At 68.8% G+C, this 14196-nt stretch carries 14 protein-coding genes and 1 pseudogene; 6 read left to right on the top strand and 9 right to left on the bottom strand.

The window, feature by feature from the left end:
* Positions 1–42 precede the first annotated feature (42 nt).
* The 4 genes from HCU76_RS14435 to HCU76_RS14450 all read right to left on the bottom strand — a co-directional run bounded on the left by HCU76_RS14435 (position 43) and on the right by HCU76_RS14450 (position 4016).
* Complete coding sequence (locus HCU76_RS14435) at positions 43–342, bottom strand: hypothetical protein (RefSeq protein WP_218509765.1); 300 nt, start codon at positions 340–342, stop codon at positions 43–45.
* 222 nt (positions 343–564) lie between these two features.
* Positions 565–1131, bottom strand: a complete 567-nt coding sequence (locus HCU76_RS14440) for a Crp/Fnr family transcriptional regulator (protein ID WP_218509766.1) — start codon at positions 1129–1131, stop codon at positions 565–567.
* Positions 1132–1144: 13 nt separating this feature from the next.
* The gene (gene pdeM / locus HCU76_RS14445) at positions 1145–1819 is read right to left on the bottom strand and encodes a ligase-associated DNA damage response endonuclease PdeM (RefSeq protein WP_218509767.1); all 675 of its coding nucleotides are present in this window, start codon (positions 1817–1819) and stop codon (positions 1145–1147) included.
* Between the two features lie 133 nt (positions 1820–1952).
* Positions 1953–4016, bottom strand: coding sequence for an NAD(+) synthase (locus HCU76_RS14450; RefSeq protein ID WP_218509768.1), 2064 nt, complete (start codon positions 4014–4016; stop codon positions 1953–1955).
* A 188-nt stretch (positions 4017–4204) separates the two neighbouring features.
* Here HCU76_RS14450 and HCU76_RS14455 point away from each other — a divergent pair, with 188 nt between their 5' ends.
* The 6 genes from HCU76_RS14455 to trxC all read left to right on the top strand — a co-directional run bounded on the left by HCU76_RS14455 (position 4205) and on the right by trxC (position 7553).
* Positions 4205–5026, top strand: a complete 822-nt coding sequence (locus HCU76_RS14455; RefSeq protein ID WP_218509769.1) for an alpha/beta fold hydrolase — start codon at positions 4205–4207, stop codon at positions 5024–5026.
* Positions 5027–5063: 37 nt separating this feature from the next.
* The gene (locus tag HCU76_RS14460; protein ID WP_218509770.1) at positions 5064–5450 is read left to right on the top strand and encodes a VOC family protein; all 387 of its coding nucleotides are present in this window, start codon (positions 5064–5066) and stop codon (positions 5448–5450) included.
* Between the two features lie 10 nt (positions 5451–5460).
* Complete coding sequence (gene yfcF / locus HCU76_RS14465; RefSeq protein WP_213958481.1) at positions 5461–6087, top strand: glutathione transferase; 627 nt, start codon at positions 5461–5463, stop codon at positions 6085–6087.
* 151 nt (positions 6088–6238) lie between these two features.
* Positions 6239–6550, top strand: a complete 312-nt coding sequence (locus HCU76_RS14470; RefSeq protein WP_213958480.1) for a hypothetical protein — start codon at positions 6239–6241, stop codon at positions 6548–6550.
* Between the two features lie 108 nt (positions 6551–6658).
* On the top strand, positions 6659–7069 hold the full coding sequence (locus HCU76_RS14475) for a PaaI family thioesterase (RefSeq protein ID WP_218509771.1): 411 nt from the start codon (positions 6659–6661) through the stop codon (positions 7067–7069).
* A 37-nt stretch (positions 7070–7106) separates the two neighbouring features.
* Positions 7107–7553 (top strand): thioredoxin TrxC, encoded by a 447-nt coding sequence (gene trxC / locus HCU76_RS14480; protein WP_218509772.1) that lies wholly within the window; start codon positions 7107–7109, stop codon positions 7551–7553.
* A 5-nt stretch (positions 7554–7558) separates the two neighbouring features.
* Here the strand turns inward: trxC and HCU76_RS14485 are convergent, their stop codons facing one another.
* From HCU76_RS14485 to HCU76_RS14505, 5 genes and pseudogenes are all read right to left on the bottom strand, one after another.
* Positions 7559–7957: a DUF4440 domain-containing protein gene (locus HCU76_RS14485; protein ID WP_218509773.1), complete on the bottom strand. Its 399-nt coding sequence runs from the start codon at positions 7955–7957 to the stop codon at positions 7559–7561.
* A gap of 75 nt (positions 7958–8032) precedes the next feature.
* On the bottom strand, positions 8033–10708 hold the full coding sequence (locus HCU76_RS14490) for a ligase-associated DNA damage response DEXH box helicase (protein ID WP_218509774.1): 2676 nt from the start codon (positions 10706–10708) through the stop codon (positions 8033–8035).
* A 134-nt stretch (positions 10709–10842) separates the two neighbouring features.
* A pseudogene (locus tag HCU76_RS14495) lies at positions 10843–12507 on the bottom strand (ATP-dependent DNA ligase); the annotation flags it as partial.
* On the bottom strand, positions 12504–13646 hold the full coding sequence (locus tag HCU76_RS14500; protein ID WP_218509919.1) for a ligase-associated DNA damage response exonuclease: 1143 nt from the start codon (positions 13644–13646) through the stop codon (positions 12504–12506). The gene HCU76_RS14500 and the pseudogene HCU76_RS14495, both read right to left, overlap by 4 nt.
* 108 nt (positions 13647–13754) lie before the next feature.
* Entirely contained in the window at positions 13755–14180 is a 426-nt protein-coding gene (locus HCU76_RS14505; RefSeq protein WP_218509776.1) for a surface-adhesin E family protein, read from the bottom strand.
* Between the last annotated feature and the right edge of the window lie 16 nt (positions 14181–14196).

The following is a 14196-nucleotide window of genomic DNA, read 5'->3' on the forward strand; positions in this document are numbered from 1 at the left end:
GGAACCCCTGCGAACCCCCGCCACGGAAGACATGCCGCCAGGTTACTGGCTCGCCCGCGGCCCGCGGGTGAGCGCGGTGGCCGAGGCCAGTCGCTCGCTCGAACCGGACGCACGCGCGGCTGCCGACTTCACGTCAACGCCGTGGTCGTGCCGCGCCATCTGTGATGCGCATTTCGGCACGGCTCGCTTGTACTTGCTGTGCTTGGCGCTCGCGTTCTGGCAGCCTGGCGCGGAGGCCTTGGCGGTCAACGCGAAGAGCGTGCACATGAGCGAGATCGCCAGGGCGATGGCGACGGGAATCCAGCGTCGCTTGAAGACGGGTCTGATCGTTGGGGAATACATGGCAATCGGGAAATCTGAGATCGGGGTGCGCCAGGCCGCCGCCGGTGGGCGTGCGAGCCTTTATTGCGGGCTGCGCGGACGGGTTCTCCACCGGCCGTGCTCGCGATCTGGCGCTGCGAGTGGGGAGTGTCCGGTCGGCGTCCCCCCTCGACAATGGCCAGAGCGCGCTTTCAGAAGCGGCCCTCACGACTTTGGGAAAGGTCGCACAGGAAAAGGACTTCGTCAGGCTCCCAGGAGGCGGCGGTTGACCGAGTGGGTCGCGTCCAGCTCCAGTTGCACCGCGCGGGTGACGTTCGACAACGCCAGCAGCCTGCGGTTGTTCTCGCGCAGCCGCGCCGACATGCCGGTGCAAATGGCCAGCAGCAGCCGCGCCGCGACGGCCGGGTGGGTGTCGATCAGCGCCAGCAGCATGGCGCTCGACAGGATGGCCAGCTTGACGTCGGTGAGCGCGGTGCAGGTGGCCGAGCGGGGCGAGCCGTCGATGGCGCCCATGTCGCCGAGCAGGCTGCCGGGGCCGATCATCGAGATGACCAGCCGCTCGCCGGCGATGCCGTTGCCGCTCTCGGCGCGCAGGTCGCCCTCGAGCACCAGCGCCATGTAGCCGGTGTCCTCGGTCTCGCCCTCCTCCATCACCACCGTGCCCATGGTGACGAAGACCGGCTCCATCGAGTCCACGATGATCATCGCGTCGGCCAGGGTGAGCTGGGTCATGGGCGCGGACGCGATCAACAGCCGGGCCGCGCGCTCGCGCAGGTCGGGTGCGGCGAAGGAAGGATGGTCGAACAGCATCGAGGGTCTGGAACTAAAGTGCCGGCAACGTCCATACGTTGTTGCCACCGACGCCATGGAATCGCCGGTGCGGCATCGCTTCCATCAGCCAGCCGCCAGTGAACTCCCCGAAGGCAGGCAGGATAGCGCGGTCCGGTTCGCTCACGAAGCAGGGTAAGCGCAAACTGTCGCGTCCACGCCCATGCAACTTGCATACCGGATGCAGATGACCTGCCAGGACGAAATGCGTGGGGTGCGCTTGCGGATGGTGGCAGCAGGCGAAGGGACCGAGCAGCCAGGGCTCGTCGACCACGTCGATGTCCAGCGCACCGGGCGGATCGCCGGCGCGGCTGTCGTGGTTGCCGCGCACCAGCGTCATCGCGATGGCGGCATGGCCCGCGCGCCAGGCTTGCACCGCGGCGAGCACCGTGCGCGCCTGCGCGGCATGCAGGAAGTCGCCGAGGAACACGATGCGCCGCGGCGCACGGCGCGCGATCAGATCGTCGAGCCGCGCGAGGTTCTGCCGCGTCGTGCCGCCCGGCACCGGCTGGCCCAGCGCGCGGTACGTCGCGGCCTTGCCGAGGTGCAGGTCGGCGACGAACAGCGTGCCGCCGGCCGGCCACCAGAGCGCGCGTTGGGGCAGAAGGCAGAGGGACTCACCCGCCCATTGGACCTGGCAAGGCGATGTTTCGGATACGGATACGGACATGGGCGCAGTGTCCGTCGAGTGTCGCAAAGTTCGAATGCCCCCGGCGCGCCGAAGCCTCTCGTGGACAGCCCCAGCGCGTATGCACCCAGGGCGAGCAAAGCGAAGCCTGCCGCAGGCGCATTCGGGAGTGGGCTTAGTCCGGCACACCTTTCAATTCCGCCAGCCAGACCTCGGCCTCCGAATCGCTCGGCGCGCGCCAGTCGCCGCGCGGGGACAGCGAGCCGCCGGAGCCGACCTTCGGCCCGTTCGGCACGCAGGAGCGCTTGAACTGGCTGGTCTTGAAGAAGCGCCAGAGGAAGGTGCCGAGGTGGCGCTTGATGTCGCGCAGCCCGTACTCGTTGCGCACCAGTTCGTGCGAATCGTCCGGCCACGCGCCTTGCGTGAGGTCGTGCCATGCCGTGTAGGCGAGGAAGGCCACCTTGGTCGGGCGGAAGCCGTAGCGCAGCGTGTAGTAGAGATTGAAGTCCTGCAGCTCGTAGGGGCCGATGGTGTCCTCGGTCTTCTGGCTCGGCTGGTCGGCGCCGGGCGTGGACGGGATCAGTTCGGGGCTGACCTCGGTGTCGAGGATGGCGCGCAGTACGTCGCTGCCGTCACTGCCGATCTGGCCGGTGTCGGCGACCCAGCGCACCAGGTGCTTGATCAGCGTCTTCGGCACGCTGGCGTTGACGTTGTAGTGCGACATGTGGTCGCCCACGCCGTAGGTGCACCAGCCGAGTGCCAGCTCGCTGAGGTCGCCGGTGCCGACCACGATGCCGTTGTGCAGGTTGGCCAGGCGGAACAGGTGGCTGGTGCGCTCGCCGGCCTGCACGTTCTCGAAGGTGATGTCGTATCGGGGCGCCGCGTCGGAATGGGGATGCTCCAGGTCCTTGAGCATCTGCAGGCAGCTGGGACGGATGTCGATTTCCTGCGCCGAGCAACCGGTCGCGGCCATCAGCTTGTGCGCCTGCGAGAGGGTGCGGTCGCTGGTGGCAAAGCCGGGCATCGTGTAGGCCAGGATGTTGGCGCGCGGCAGCTTCAGGCGGTCCATGGCCTGCGCGCAGACCATCAGCGCGTGGGTCGAATCAAGGCCGCCGGAGACGCCGATGACCAGCTTCGAGATGCCGGTCGCCTCCATGCGCTGCACCAATGACTGCACCTGGATGTTGAACACCTCATGGCAGCGCTCGTCGCGCGTCCTGGCATTGGCCGGCACGTAGGGAAAGCGCTCCACCTTTCGCATGAGGCCATGCGGCGGCTGCGCCGGCACGGCCACGTCGAAGGGCACCGTGCGCCACTTCGACAGTTCGGCCTTGTGCTTCTGCACCGACACGCCGAAGGAGTTCTGCCGCATGCGCTCGCGCGAGACGCGCTCCAGGTCCACGTCGGCCGAGACGATGTGCGAGCTGTTGCTGAAGCGCTCGCTCTCGGCCAGCATCTCGCCGCTTTCGTAGATCAGGCCCTGGCCGTCCCAGGCCAGGTCGGTGGTCGACTCGCCGATGCCGGCCGACGAGTACAGGTAGGCCGCCAGGCAACGCGCCGAATGCAGGCTCACCAGCTGATGCCGATAGGCCGACTTGCCGATGGTGATGTTCGATGCGGAGAGGTTCACCAGCACCGTGGCGCCGGCCAGCGCGGCGTAGCTCGATGGCGGGATCGGCACCCAGACGTCCTCGCAGATCTCGACGTGCAGCTTGAGCAGCGGGATCTGCCGGCACTGGAACAACAGGTCGGCGCCGAAGGGGATGCGCTCGCCGCGCCAGTCGATCTCGGTGGACAGCGCGGCATCGGCGGCGTTGAACTGGCGGCCTTCGTAGAACTCGCCGTAGTTGGGCAGGTAGGTCTTGGGCAGCACGCCGAGCAGCTTGCCGCCGGCGACCACGGCGGCGCAATTGAAGAGCCGATGGTCGACCCGCAGCGGCAGGCCGACGATGGCCGCCGCGCCAATGGATGCCGAGGCTTCGACCACCTGCTGCAGCGCGACTCCGCACGCATCGAGCAAGGCGGCCTGGTGGAACAGGTCGTCGCAGGTGTAGGCCGACAGGCCCAGCTCGGGGAAGGCCACGACGACGGCGCCTTCGGCCGCCGCCTCTCGGTAGAGCCGGATCGCCTCCGCCGCGTTGAACACCGGATCGGCCACGCGATTGCGCGGCACGGCGACGGCGACGCGGGCGAAGCCATGCGCGTAGGGGTTGAGGAACGAGAGCTGCGGGTCAGTCATTCATGTCTTCCGATGGGACGTTCTGGGCGCCACGCGATGGTCGTCGAAAAGCGTGCTGCCCGGATTGTCGGATCACCGCGCGAAATCGTCTGACGCGGGGCCATGCCACGCAGCTGCATCATGGGACATCGTCGCGGGCATACTTCGCGGCCAACGGTCCACCCCCCCCAAGCCTGGAGCAAACGCCAATGACGACGCAGCAGGAAAGCAACGAGCCCGGCGCGCGCACTCATGTGGTCGACGGCGCCGCCGTGCTCGGCCATGAGGTGTACGGCCGCGGACCGATCCCGGTGCTGGTCATGAACGACTGGCTGTGCGACACCTCGACCTGGGACGACGCGCGCAAGTACCTCGACACCAGACGCTTCGCCTTCGCCCTCGTCGATCTACGCGGCTACGGCAGGTCGCGTGACCGCACCGGCACCTGCACACTGGCGGAGGCCGCAGCCGATGTCATGGCAGTGGCGCAGGCTCTTCGGTGGGATCGATTCGCGATCGTCGGGCATTCGATGAGTGCGCTCGTGGCGCTGCATCTCGCACAACACCATGCCGACCGCATCACGCGGGCCGTCGTGCTGACGCCGCCACCGCCCGCGGGTTTCGGCGCGGACGACGCGATGCTCGCGGCATCCCAAGGGCTCGCGCTGGCCGATGACGAGACGCGCCTGCAGAGCTTCACGCAGCGCTTCGGCGCCCGCCTGTCTCCGGGCTGGACGGCGTACAAGGCCGCTCGCTGGCGCACCTGCGCCGAGCCGTCCGCGGCGGCCGCGTACGTCGCCATGTTCGCCCGCGACGGCTTGCCCGATCCGCCTGCGCGCATCGCGCTGCCGGTGCTGGCCATCACCGGCGAGCAGGATGCGCCACCGATGCGCCGCGAGGCGGTCGAGCGCTCGCTGGGGCCGCTGTGCCACCAGCTCACCATTGAATCGCTGGCCGACTCGGGCCACTATCCGATGCAGGAGATGCCGCCATTGACCGTGGCGCTGGTCGAGCGGTTCCTTGGCGCATAGCGCACCGTCCGTCATTCATCCCACAGAAGAGGCATTCATGATCGATCACACAGGCTTGGGCGTCAGCGACTTCGCGCGAAGCAAGGCCTTCTACACCCAGGCGCTCGCGCCCATCGGCTATGCGCTGTTGATGGAAGTCCCCGCCGCGCTCAGCGGACACGGCGACAACGCGGGATTCGGCGTCGCGCCCAAGCCCGACTTCTGGATCGCCGCCGGCACGGCGAACGTCCCGCCCATCCACATCGCGTTCCGCGTCGACACACGGGCCCAGGTCGACGCCTTCCATGCCGCGGCCCTGGCCGCGGGCGGCAAGGACAACGGCGCACCGGGACTGCGGCCGCACTACCACCCGAACTACTACGGGGCGTTCGTGCGCGATCCGGACGGGCACAACATCGAGGCGGTATGCCACGCGCCCGCGTAGCGCTCCATCCATGACCTCCCTGTGTCTCCACGTCGATGCGCAGTTCGCGAGCCCGTACGCGATGTCCGTTTTCGTCGCGCTTCATGAAAAGGCGCTGGCCTTCGAGATGGCGACCGTGGACCTCGGCGCCGGTGAGCAGCATGCCGCGGTTTTCGCGGCGCTGTCGCTCACGCGCCGCGTGCCTGCCCTGGTTCACGACGGCTTTGCGTTGTCGGAGTCGTCGGCGATCACGGAATACATCGACGAGGTCTTCGAAGGCCATCCGCTGTATCCCACGCAGCCGCGCGACAAGGCGCGGGCGCGGCAAGTCCAGGCATGGCTGCGCAGCGACCTGATGCCGCTGCGGCAGGAGCGGCCCACGGAAGTCCTGTTCTACGGCGCCCGGCCGCCGGCGCTTTCCGCGACTGCACAAGAGGCCGCGGCCAAGCTCTGCGCGGCCGCGCAGAACCTGTTGCAGGAAGGCGCCAAGCACCTGTTCGGCCAATGGTCCATCGCCGATGTCGACCTTGCACTGATGCTGAACCGGCTCATCCTGAGCGGCGAGCCGGTGCCCCGGCGGCTCGAAACGTATGCGGCGCACCAATGGCTCCGGCCCACGGTGCAAATGTGGATCGACCAGCGACGGCCGCCGCTGTAGGCGAGCGCATTGGCGCGCGGCACCGACGCGCCCGGACACTTCAAGGTAAAGGCGCACGAAGGACGCTTGACAGCGCCCGCCCGCGGCAGTAGATCCATCCGAGCAGTCCAGCGCCCACCGCCTGAAGATCAACCGAGCGAGAGGAAGCCGCATGAGCCAGCCAGTTGCATCGCCGCGCAAGCCCGTCGTCCTGGCCCCTGGCGAGGGCCGCGCCTATCCGATGGGCCGGATCTCGGCCGTGTTCAAGGCCGACGAAGCGGAAACCGCGTCGCGCTACTCGGTCTCGGAATGGTGGCTCGAGCCGACGACGCAGGGGCCCGGCGCCCATTCGCACGACGAGGACGACCTGTTCTACGTCATCGAAGGCGCCATGAGCCTGCGCGTGGGCGATCCCTTCGAGCCCATGATGCCGGGCATTGCCGAGTGGTTCACCCGGAATCCGCCGAAGGACGCCGGCAGCTGAGGCAATTGAGCCCGCGAGCGACGGGCGCAGCGTCACGACGGGCACGACGGCCACGTCGAGCCAAGGCCGGGCGCTGGTTAGGATGGCAGCGATTTCCGAAGGACCTTCATGCCATTAGCGAGCGAGATCGCCAGTTTCCTGGCCGCCGAGTTTCCGCAATCCAAGTGCACCGTGCTCTCCGTGGGCGACAAGGCCGCGACCATCCGACACGAAGTCGGTATCGCCGAACTGCGGCCGGGCGGCACGGTCGCCGGCCCGGTGCTCATGACCGTCGCGGACGTGGCGCTGTACGTGGCCCTGCTGGGGGAGATCGGCATCGTCCCACTGGCGGTCACCACCAGCCTCAACATCAACTTCCTGCGCAAGCCATCGGCTGACCGGGCCATCATTGGCGAGTGCAAGCTCATCAAGCTGGGCCGGACGCTGGCGGTGGGCGAGGTGAGCCTCTATTCCGAAGGACTGGAGGAGCCGGTCGCGCATGTGGTCGGCACGTACGCGATTCCGCCCAGGACCGCCTGAGCCTTGCACTGCGCCAATCCGCCCCCAGTTCCGGCCCATGACCGAATCGCCGTCACTCCACATCGTCTGCCCGCACTGCCACACCACCAACCGCGTGCGCGAGGCGCAACTGGGCAGCGCGCCCGATTGCGGCAACTGCCACAAGCCGCTGTTCACGGCGCATTCGGCCGCGCTGGACGAAGCGGCGTTCGACCGCCACGTCGCGCGCAACGAAATCCCTGTGCTGGTCGATTTCTGGGCGCCCTGGTGCGGGCCATGCCGGCAGATGGCGCCGGGCTATGAGCAGGCCGCGGCGCAACTGGAGCCGCATGTGCGCGTGGCCAAGGTCGACACCGAGGCCGTGCCGAACCTGGGTGCGCGCTTCAACATCCGCAGCATTCCCACGCTGGCCCTCTTTCGCGGCGGCCGCGAGGTGGCGCGCCAGGCCGGCGCGATCGGTGCGGCGGATATCGTGCGCTGGGTGAAGGCGAACCGGGGGCGCTGAGGGGGCTACCGGGCATGGTCGACGGACGCGACCACGTACAGCACGCCATCCAGGCGCACCAGGTTGTACGACTCGCGCCAGGTGGCGAGCGTTTCCCCATTCACGCCGCCGATGTGCCAAGTGACGCTGGCCACCACGGCCTGGCTGCCGAGCGGCGTCACGACCAGGTCGTCGAAGCGGCCCGAATGGCAACCCTTGCCGCTGTAGTCCTCCACCATCATCTGGAAGTACGCCTCGACTTCCGCTTGCGTCTGAAAGCAGACCGCGCTGCCATCGCTTTGCACGGCAAGAAAGGGCGCGCGATACAGCCGCGCCACCTGGCGGCCGTCGAAAGTGCTGAAGGCGACGACGAATGCGTCGAAGAATGCGTTGACTTCCCTGTGCAGATCGATCGTGTCGTCCATCCGCTGTTTATACGCCCTGGACAGTTGCCGGGACAACGCGGAAGAAAGCATGCATTCGGAGGCGTGTCGTCGCGCTCACAACGGCGGCAGCGGCCGCGAGACCTTGCGCTCCCGGCGCCCCCTTCCCGCGCGCTCGCCACCTCCCGCCGACACGTTCTCCTGCCCGAACGCCAGCGTCTTCTTCACACGCTCCACATCCCCCATCGGCACCGCCCCGCCGGCGGCCTTCTCCAACTGCTCGACCATGCGCGCGATGCGGTCGGCGACGCTCTCGTTGGTGAGCTTCTCGCGGAACAGCTCGACCATCAGCGGGAACGAGAAGGGCGTGGGCCGCGCCAGCGTCTTCACCACCAGTTGCTGCGTCGCGATGCGCGCGAGGCTGGCGCGCAGGCGGGTGATTTCGAGTTCCTGCGCCAGCAGTTCCTGCTCGGCCTGCAGCAGCAACATGTTCTGCGGGTCGTACTTGCGAAACACCTCCCAGAACAGCGATGACGAAGCCTGCAGTTGCTTGTTGCTGCGCTTCTCGCCGGGGTAGCCCTGGAAGATCAGGCCCGACACGCGCGCGATCTCGCGGAAGCGGCGCCGGGCGAGTTCGGTCGCGTTGAGGCTCTCCAGCACCTCGTGCAGCAGCGTGCTTTCATCGCGCGCCTGCAGCACCTGCGGCAGCAACGCCGGCCAGTCGACTTCGGTGGCACTCAGCAGCTCGAAGCCGTAGTCGTTGACGGCGATCGAGAAGGTGCGCGGCGCCAGTTGCGCCACGCGCCAGGCGATCAGGTTGGCCAGGCCCATGTGGACCTGCCTTCCAGCGAACGGGTAGAGGAAGAGGTGCCAGCCCTCGCGCGTCTTGAGCAACTCCGCCAGCAGGGTCTGCGGCGTGGGCAGCGCCGACCACTGCTGCTGAAGCTCCAGCAGCGGGCGCACGCATTGCAACTCGGGCGACTCGTAGCGGCCCTCGCCGGCAAGCGCCAGTTGCTGCACGACCGCATCGGCCAGCGTCGTGGTCAACGGCATGCGGCCACCGTTCCAGCGCGGCACCGCCGGCCGCTTGCCTGATGCGCGGCGCACCCAGGCGGTCATCTCGCGGATGCGCACCAGCTCCAGCAGCCTGCCACCGAACAGGAAGCAGTCGCCCGGCTTCATGCGTGCGACGAATCCCTCCTCCACGCTGCCGATCTTCGCCCCGCCGACGTACTGCACCGCCATGCTCGCGTCGCTGACGATGGTGCCGATGTTCATGCGATGACGCCGCGCCAGCCGCGTGTCGGGCACGCGCCAGATGCCTTCGGCGTCGGGCACGGCGCGGCGGTAGTCGGGGTAGGCCGCGAGCGACGGACCGCCTTGCGCGACGAAGGACAGGCACCAGTCCCAACTTTCGCGACCGAGGTGTTCGTAGGCCGCCGTCTCGCGCACTTCGTCGTACAGCTCGTCGGGCCTGAAGCCGCCGCCGAGTGCCACGGTGACCAGGTGCTGCACCAGCACGTCGAGCGGCTGGATCGGCGTGCTGCGCGCCTCGATGTGGCCGGCCGCGATGGCGGCGCGCGCGGCGGCGCCCTCGACCATCTCGATGCTGTGCGTCGGCACCAGCGTGATGCGCGACGGACGACCGGGCGCGTGGCCGGAGCGCCCCGCCCGCTGCAGCAGGCGCGCGACGCCCTTGGGCGAACCGATCTGCAGCACGCGCTCGACCGGCAGGAAGTCCACGCCCAGGTCGAGGCTCGAGGTGCAGACCACGGCGCGCAGCTCGCCCTTCTTCAGGCCGGCCTCGACCCACTCGCGCACCGCACGGTCGAGCGAGCCATGGTGCAGCGCGATCACGCCGGCCCATTCGGGCCTGGCTTCGAGCATGGCCTGGTACCAGATCTCCGACTGCGAGCGCGTGTTGGTGAAGACCAGCGTGGTGCTGCTTCCTGCTATCTCGTCGATGACCTGCGGCAGCATCGTCAGGCCCAAGTGGCCGCCCCAGGGGAAGCGCTCGGCACGGCCGGGCAACAGGGAATCGATGACCAGGTCCTTCGGCACCTCGCCCTGCACCATCACGCCTTCTTGGCCGGCGAGCAGGGTGCGCATGGCCGCGGGCAGGTTGCCGAGCGTGGCCGACATGCCCCACACGCACAGCGCCGGATTCCAGCGGCGCAGGCGCGCGAGCGCCAGCTGCACCTGGACGCCGCGCTTGTTGCCGAGCAGCTCGTGCCACTCGTCGACGACGACCATCCGCACGGTGTCGAGCACGTCCCTGGCGTCGGCGCGGGAGAGCAGGACGGAGAGGCTTTCGGGCGTGGTGACGAGCACGGTCGGCAGGCGCGTGTTCTGCGCGCTGCGCTCGCCGGAGGGCGTGTCGCCGCTGCGGGCGCCGGAGGTCCAGTCGGGTTGGAGCGCTTCGAGCGGTTGCTGCAGGGCGCGCAGCGTGTCGGCGGCGAGGGCGCGCATGGGGGTGAGCCAGAGCACCGCGAGGGGTGGCGCTGATTTTCTGGCGGTTGCGGTTGCGGTTGCGGTTGCGGTTGCGGTTGCGGTTGCGGTTGCGGTTGCGGCTGCGGCTGCTGATTCAGTGCCCGCTACGGACGGCCGTGCAGCGGGCGCCTTGCCGAAAGCCTTCAGCGCGCCCAGCCACACCGCATACGTCTTGCCCGCCCCAGTGGTCGCATGCAGCAGGCCCGAGCGTCCATCGGCGATTGCCTTCCATACCTCGCGCTGGAACTTGAAGGGCTTCCAGCCACGCGAGGCAAGCCATGCGAGCAGATCGGCCTGCTTCACGGCGAGGCCCCTTCGTCCTCCGGCAACAGCCCGGGATCGGGAGAATCGTCCGCGGATTGCACGGCGCCACGCCGACGTGTGCCCGTACCCATGCCCGTACCCATGCCCGCGCCCGTGTCCGCTCCCGCAACAGGCGGCAGCAACGCAGCCAGCGTGTCGAGCGTGTCCGCCTCCTCCACCGGCTTGTCTTCCCGCCACCGCAGCATGCGCGGAAAGCGCACCGCGATGCCGCTCTTGTGCCGCGTGCTGCGCGCGATGCCTTCGAACCCCAGCTCGAACACAAGCGTCGGCCGCACGCTGCGCACCGGGCCGAAGCTCTCGACGGTGGTCTTGCGGATGACCGCATCGACGCGGCCCATCTCCGCATCGGTCAAGCCCGAGTACGCCTTGGCAAACGGCACCAGCTTGCGGTCCTCCTGCCCCGGCGCTGCGTCCCACACCGCGAAGGTGTAGTCGCTGTAGAGGCTCGCGCGACGCCCGTGGCCGCGCTGCGCATAGATCAGCACCGCGTCGATGCTGAGCGGATCGATCTTCCACTTCCACCAGGTACCGACGTCCTTGGTGCGGCCCACGCCATACGCGGCGCGGCGCTGCTTCAGCATCATCCCTTCGACGCCCATCTGGCGCGCGGCCTCGCGTTGGCGGGCCAGGTCGGCCCAGGTCGCGCCGGTGAGCATCGGGCTCGCGATGAGTTGCGGATGCCGCAGCTGCGCGACCAGTTCATCGAACAATGCGCGGCGCTCGTCCTGCGGCAGCGCGCGCAGGTCCCGGCCCTGCCATTCGAGCAGGTCGTAAGCGAGCAGCACCACGGGTATCTCGCGCAGCAGCTTGGCGCCCAGCGTCTTGCGGCCGATGCGGCGCTGCAACTCCGCAAAGGGCTGCACGCGACCTTCGCCCGCGGGCGAAGTCTCATCGCCGCGCCAGACGACGATCTCCCCGTCCAGCACGGTGCCATCGGGCAATGCCTCGCCCATGGTCGCGAGTTCCGGGAAGCGGTCCGTCACCAGTTCCTCGCCGCGCGACCACAGCCACACCGCGCCGGCACGCTTCACAAGCTGCGCGCGGATGCCGTCCCATTTCCATTCGACGATCCAGTCGGCGGGCGGCCCGAGCAGTGCGTCGAACTGCTCGATACCCACGTTGAAGGGATGCGCGAGGAAGAAGGGATAGGGCTGGCCGCTGGTCTTCTGGTTCTGTTCGCCGTCGCTCTCGGCTGCAATCAGCGCCGCATAGTCCTTCGCGGTCGGCTGCCCGCCGATGTGCGTGTAGCCCATCAGCCGCTGCGCGACGCGCTTGGCATCGATGCCGCCCACTGCCGCCAGCGCCTGCGTCACCTGCAGCTTCGACACGCCGACGCGGAAGGCGCCGGTGATGAGCTTGAAGTACACCAGCCGCTCGTCCGGCGCGAGTTGTCGCCACTGCGCGCGCAGCGTGTCGGCGAGTTGCTCCGGCGCGGTCTTGCGCAGCGGCAGCAGGTGTTGCTCGACCCAGGTCGCCAGGCCGAGGTCGTGTTGTTCCGAGGGTGGCGGCAGCAGCAACGCGATGGTTTCGGCCAGGTCGCCCACCGCCTCGTAGCTTTCGTCGAAGAGCCACTCCGGCAGGCCGGCCGCCTCCTGCGCGAGCAGGCGCAGCAGCTTCACCGGCACGAGCTGGCGCGGCTTGCCGCCCGCGAGGAAGTACACGGCCCAGGCCGCGTCCTGCGGTGGCGCGACGCGCAGGTAGCGCTGCAGCGCGGCCTGCTTGCCAAGGCTCGACGTCGTCGCGTCCAGTTCGCGATACAGCGCCGCAAACCTTTTCATGGCTGTTCTTTCGCGTCCTTCGCGGAACCTTCGCGTCCTTCGCGTACGGCCAAGTCCGCTCCCGCTCCCGATCCCGATCCCAATGCCGCCTCCGCCCGGTCCGCCACGTCTTCATCGCCGTACTCGGTCTTGAAGCCTTGCGCATCGAGCCCGTTCTCGCAGAGCCAGCGCACCATCACCGCGACGCTGCCGTGCGTCACCAGCACGCGCTCGGCGCCGGTGCCGGCGATGGCCAGCTGCAAGCCGGGCCAGTCGGCGTGGTCGCTCATCACGAAGCCGCGGTCGACGCCGCGCCGGCGCCGCGTCCCGCGCAACTGCATCCAGCCGCTGGCAAACGCATCCGCATAGTTGCCGAAGCGCCGCATCCACGGCGTGCCCTGCGCCGACGGCGGCGCCAGCACCAGTGCACGCTTGAGCATCGCCGCATCGACGCCCACGTCGGTCACGCGCACCGTCGGCGGCAGCGCCACGCCGGCCGCGCGGTACACCGCGTTCAGCGGTTCGACCGCGCCATGCACGACGATCGGCCCGATTGACGCGTCCACCCCATGCAGGATGCGCTGCGCCTTGCCGAAGGCATAGCAGAACAGCACCGACGCCCGGCCCTCCTCCGCATTGCGCCGCCACCAGTCGTCGATCTCGGCGAACAGCACGGCTTGCGTCGGCCAACGGTAGATCGGCAGGCCGAAGGTGGATTCGGTGATGAAGGTGTCGCAGGGCACCGGCTCGAACGGCGGGCAGGTGCCGTCGGGCTCGGTCTTGTAGTCGCCGGACGCCACCCACACGCGACCGCCATGTTCAAGTCGCACCTGCGCCGAGCCCAGTACGTGGCCGGCCGGATGCAGCGACACGCGCACGCCGTGGTGCTCGATGGTCTCGCCGTAGGCCAGCGTCTGCAACTGGATGTCGGCGCCGAGTCGCGTGCGCAGCGTGCCTTCGCTGTCGGCCTGCGCGAGGTAGTGCCCGTGGCCGACGCGCGCATGGTCGGAGTGCGCATGCGTGATGACGGCGCGCCCGACCGGACGCCAGGGGTCGATGTAGAAATCGCCGGGCGGGCAGTACAGGCCCTCGGGCCGCGCGACGACGAGGTCGCCGGGACGCGAGGCGGAACTGCCGGATGGTGCGGTTGGCTCGGACATCGGCTCCGTTATCGGCTCGGTCATCGGCTCGGTCATGGCGTGCCATCGTAGGCCGCCGCACGCGTGCGCGCACGGAACGGGGCGCCGCGAAGCGCTGTGGGCAGCGGACTACGTCGGGCCGCTGCGGCAGGCCGCCCGAATGATGCGGTCGGTCGGGTTCGGCTCGACGTCGAGGAACTGCATCGGCTTCGGCTCGGTCGTGTAGTCGGTGGTGATGGCCGGCAGGCCGGTCCACAAGGGCTCGGGGTAGAAGGTCGCGATGATGTAGCTGGCCTTGTTCGCGCGGCAATCGAAGGCGACCCGGGCCTCGTAGGAACGGTAGGGCAGCTTGTCCCAGTTGAGCCGGCGCTTCGACCGGTTGACCCGCATGTACATGTTCTTCACGCCGCTGGGCAGCGTCAGGGCCACGGGATCGACCTGCACCGTGTCCACGTCGGGCGATTGCGGATTGCCCACCACGGTGAACCATGCGGTTTCAGCGCATGCGCCCACCCCGGCGCAAGCCAGGCACATCGACACGAACCACTTCTTCACGCCGACTCCTTTCACC

Source organism: Variovorax sp. dw_308, assembly GCF_019207085.1.
Lineage (GTDB): Bacteria > Pseudomonadota > Gammaproteobacteria > Burkholderiales > Burkholderiaceae_C > Variovorax.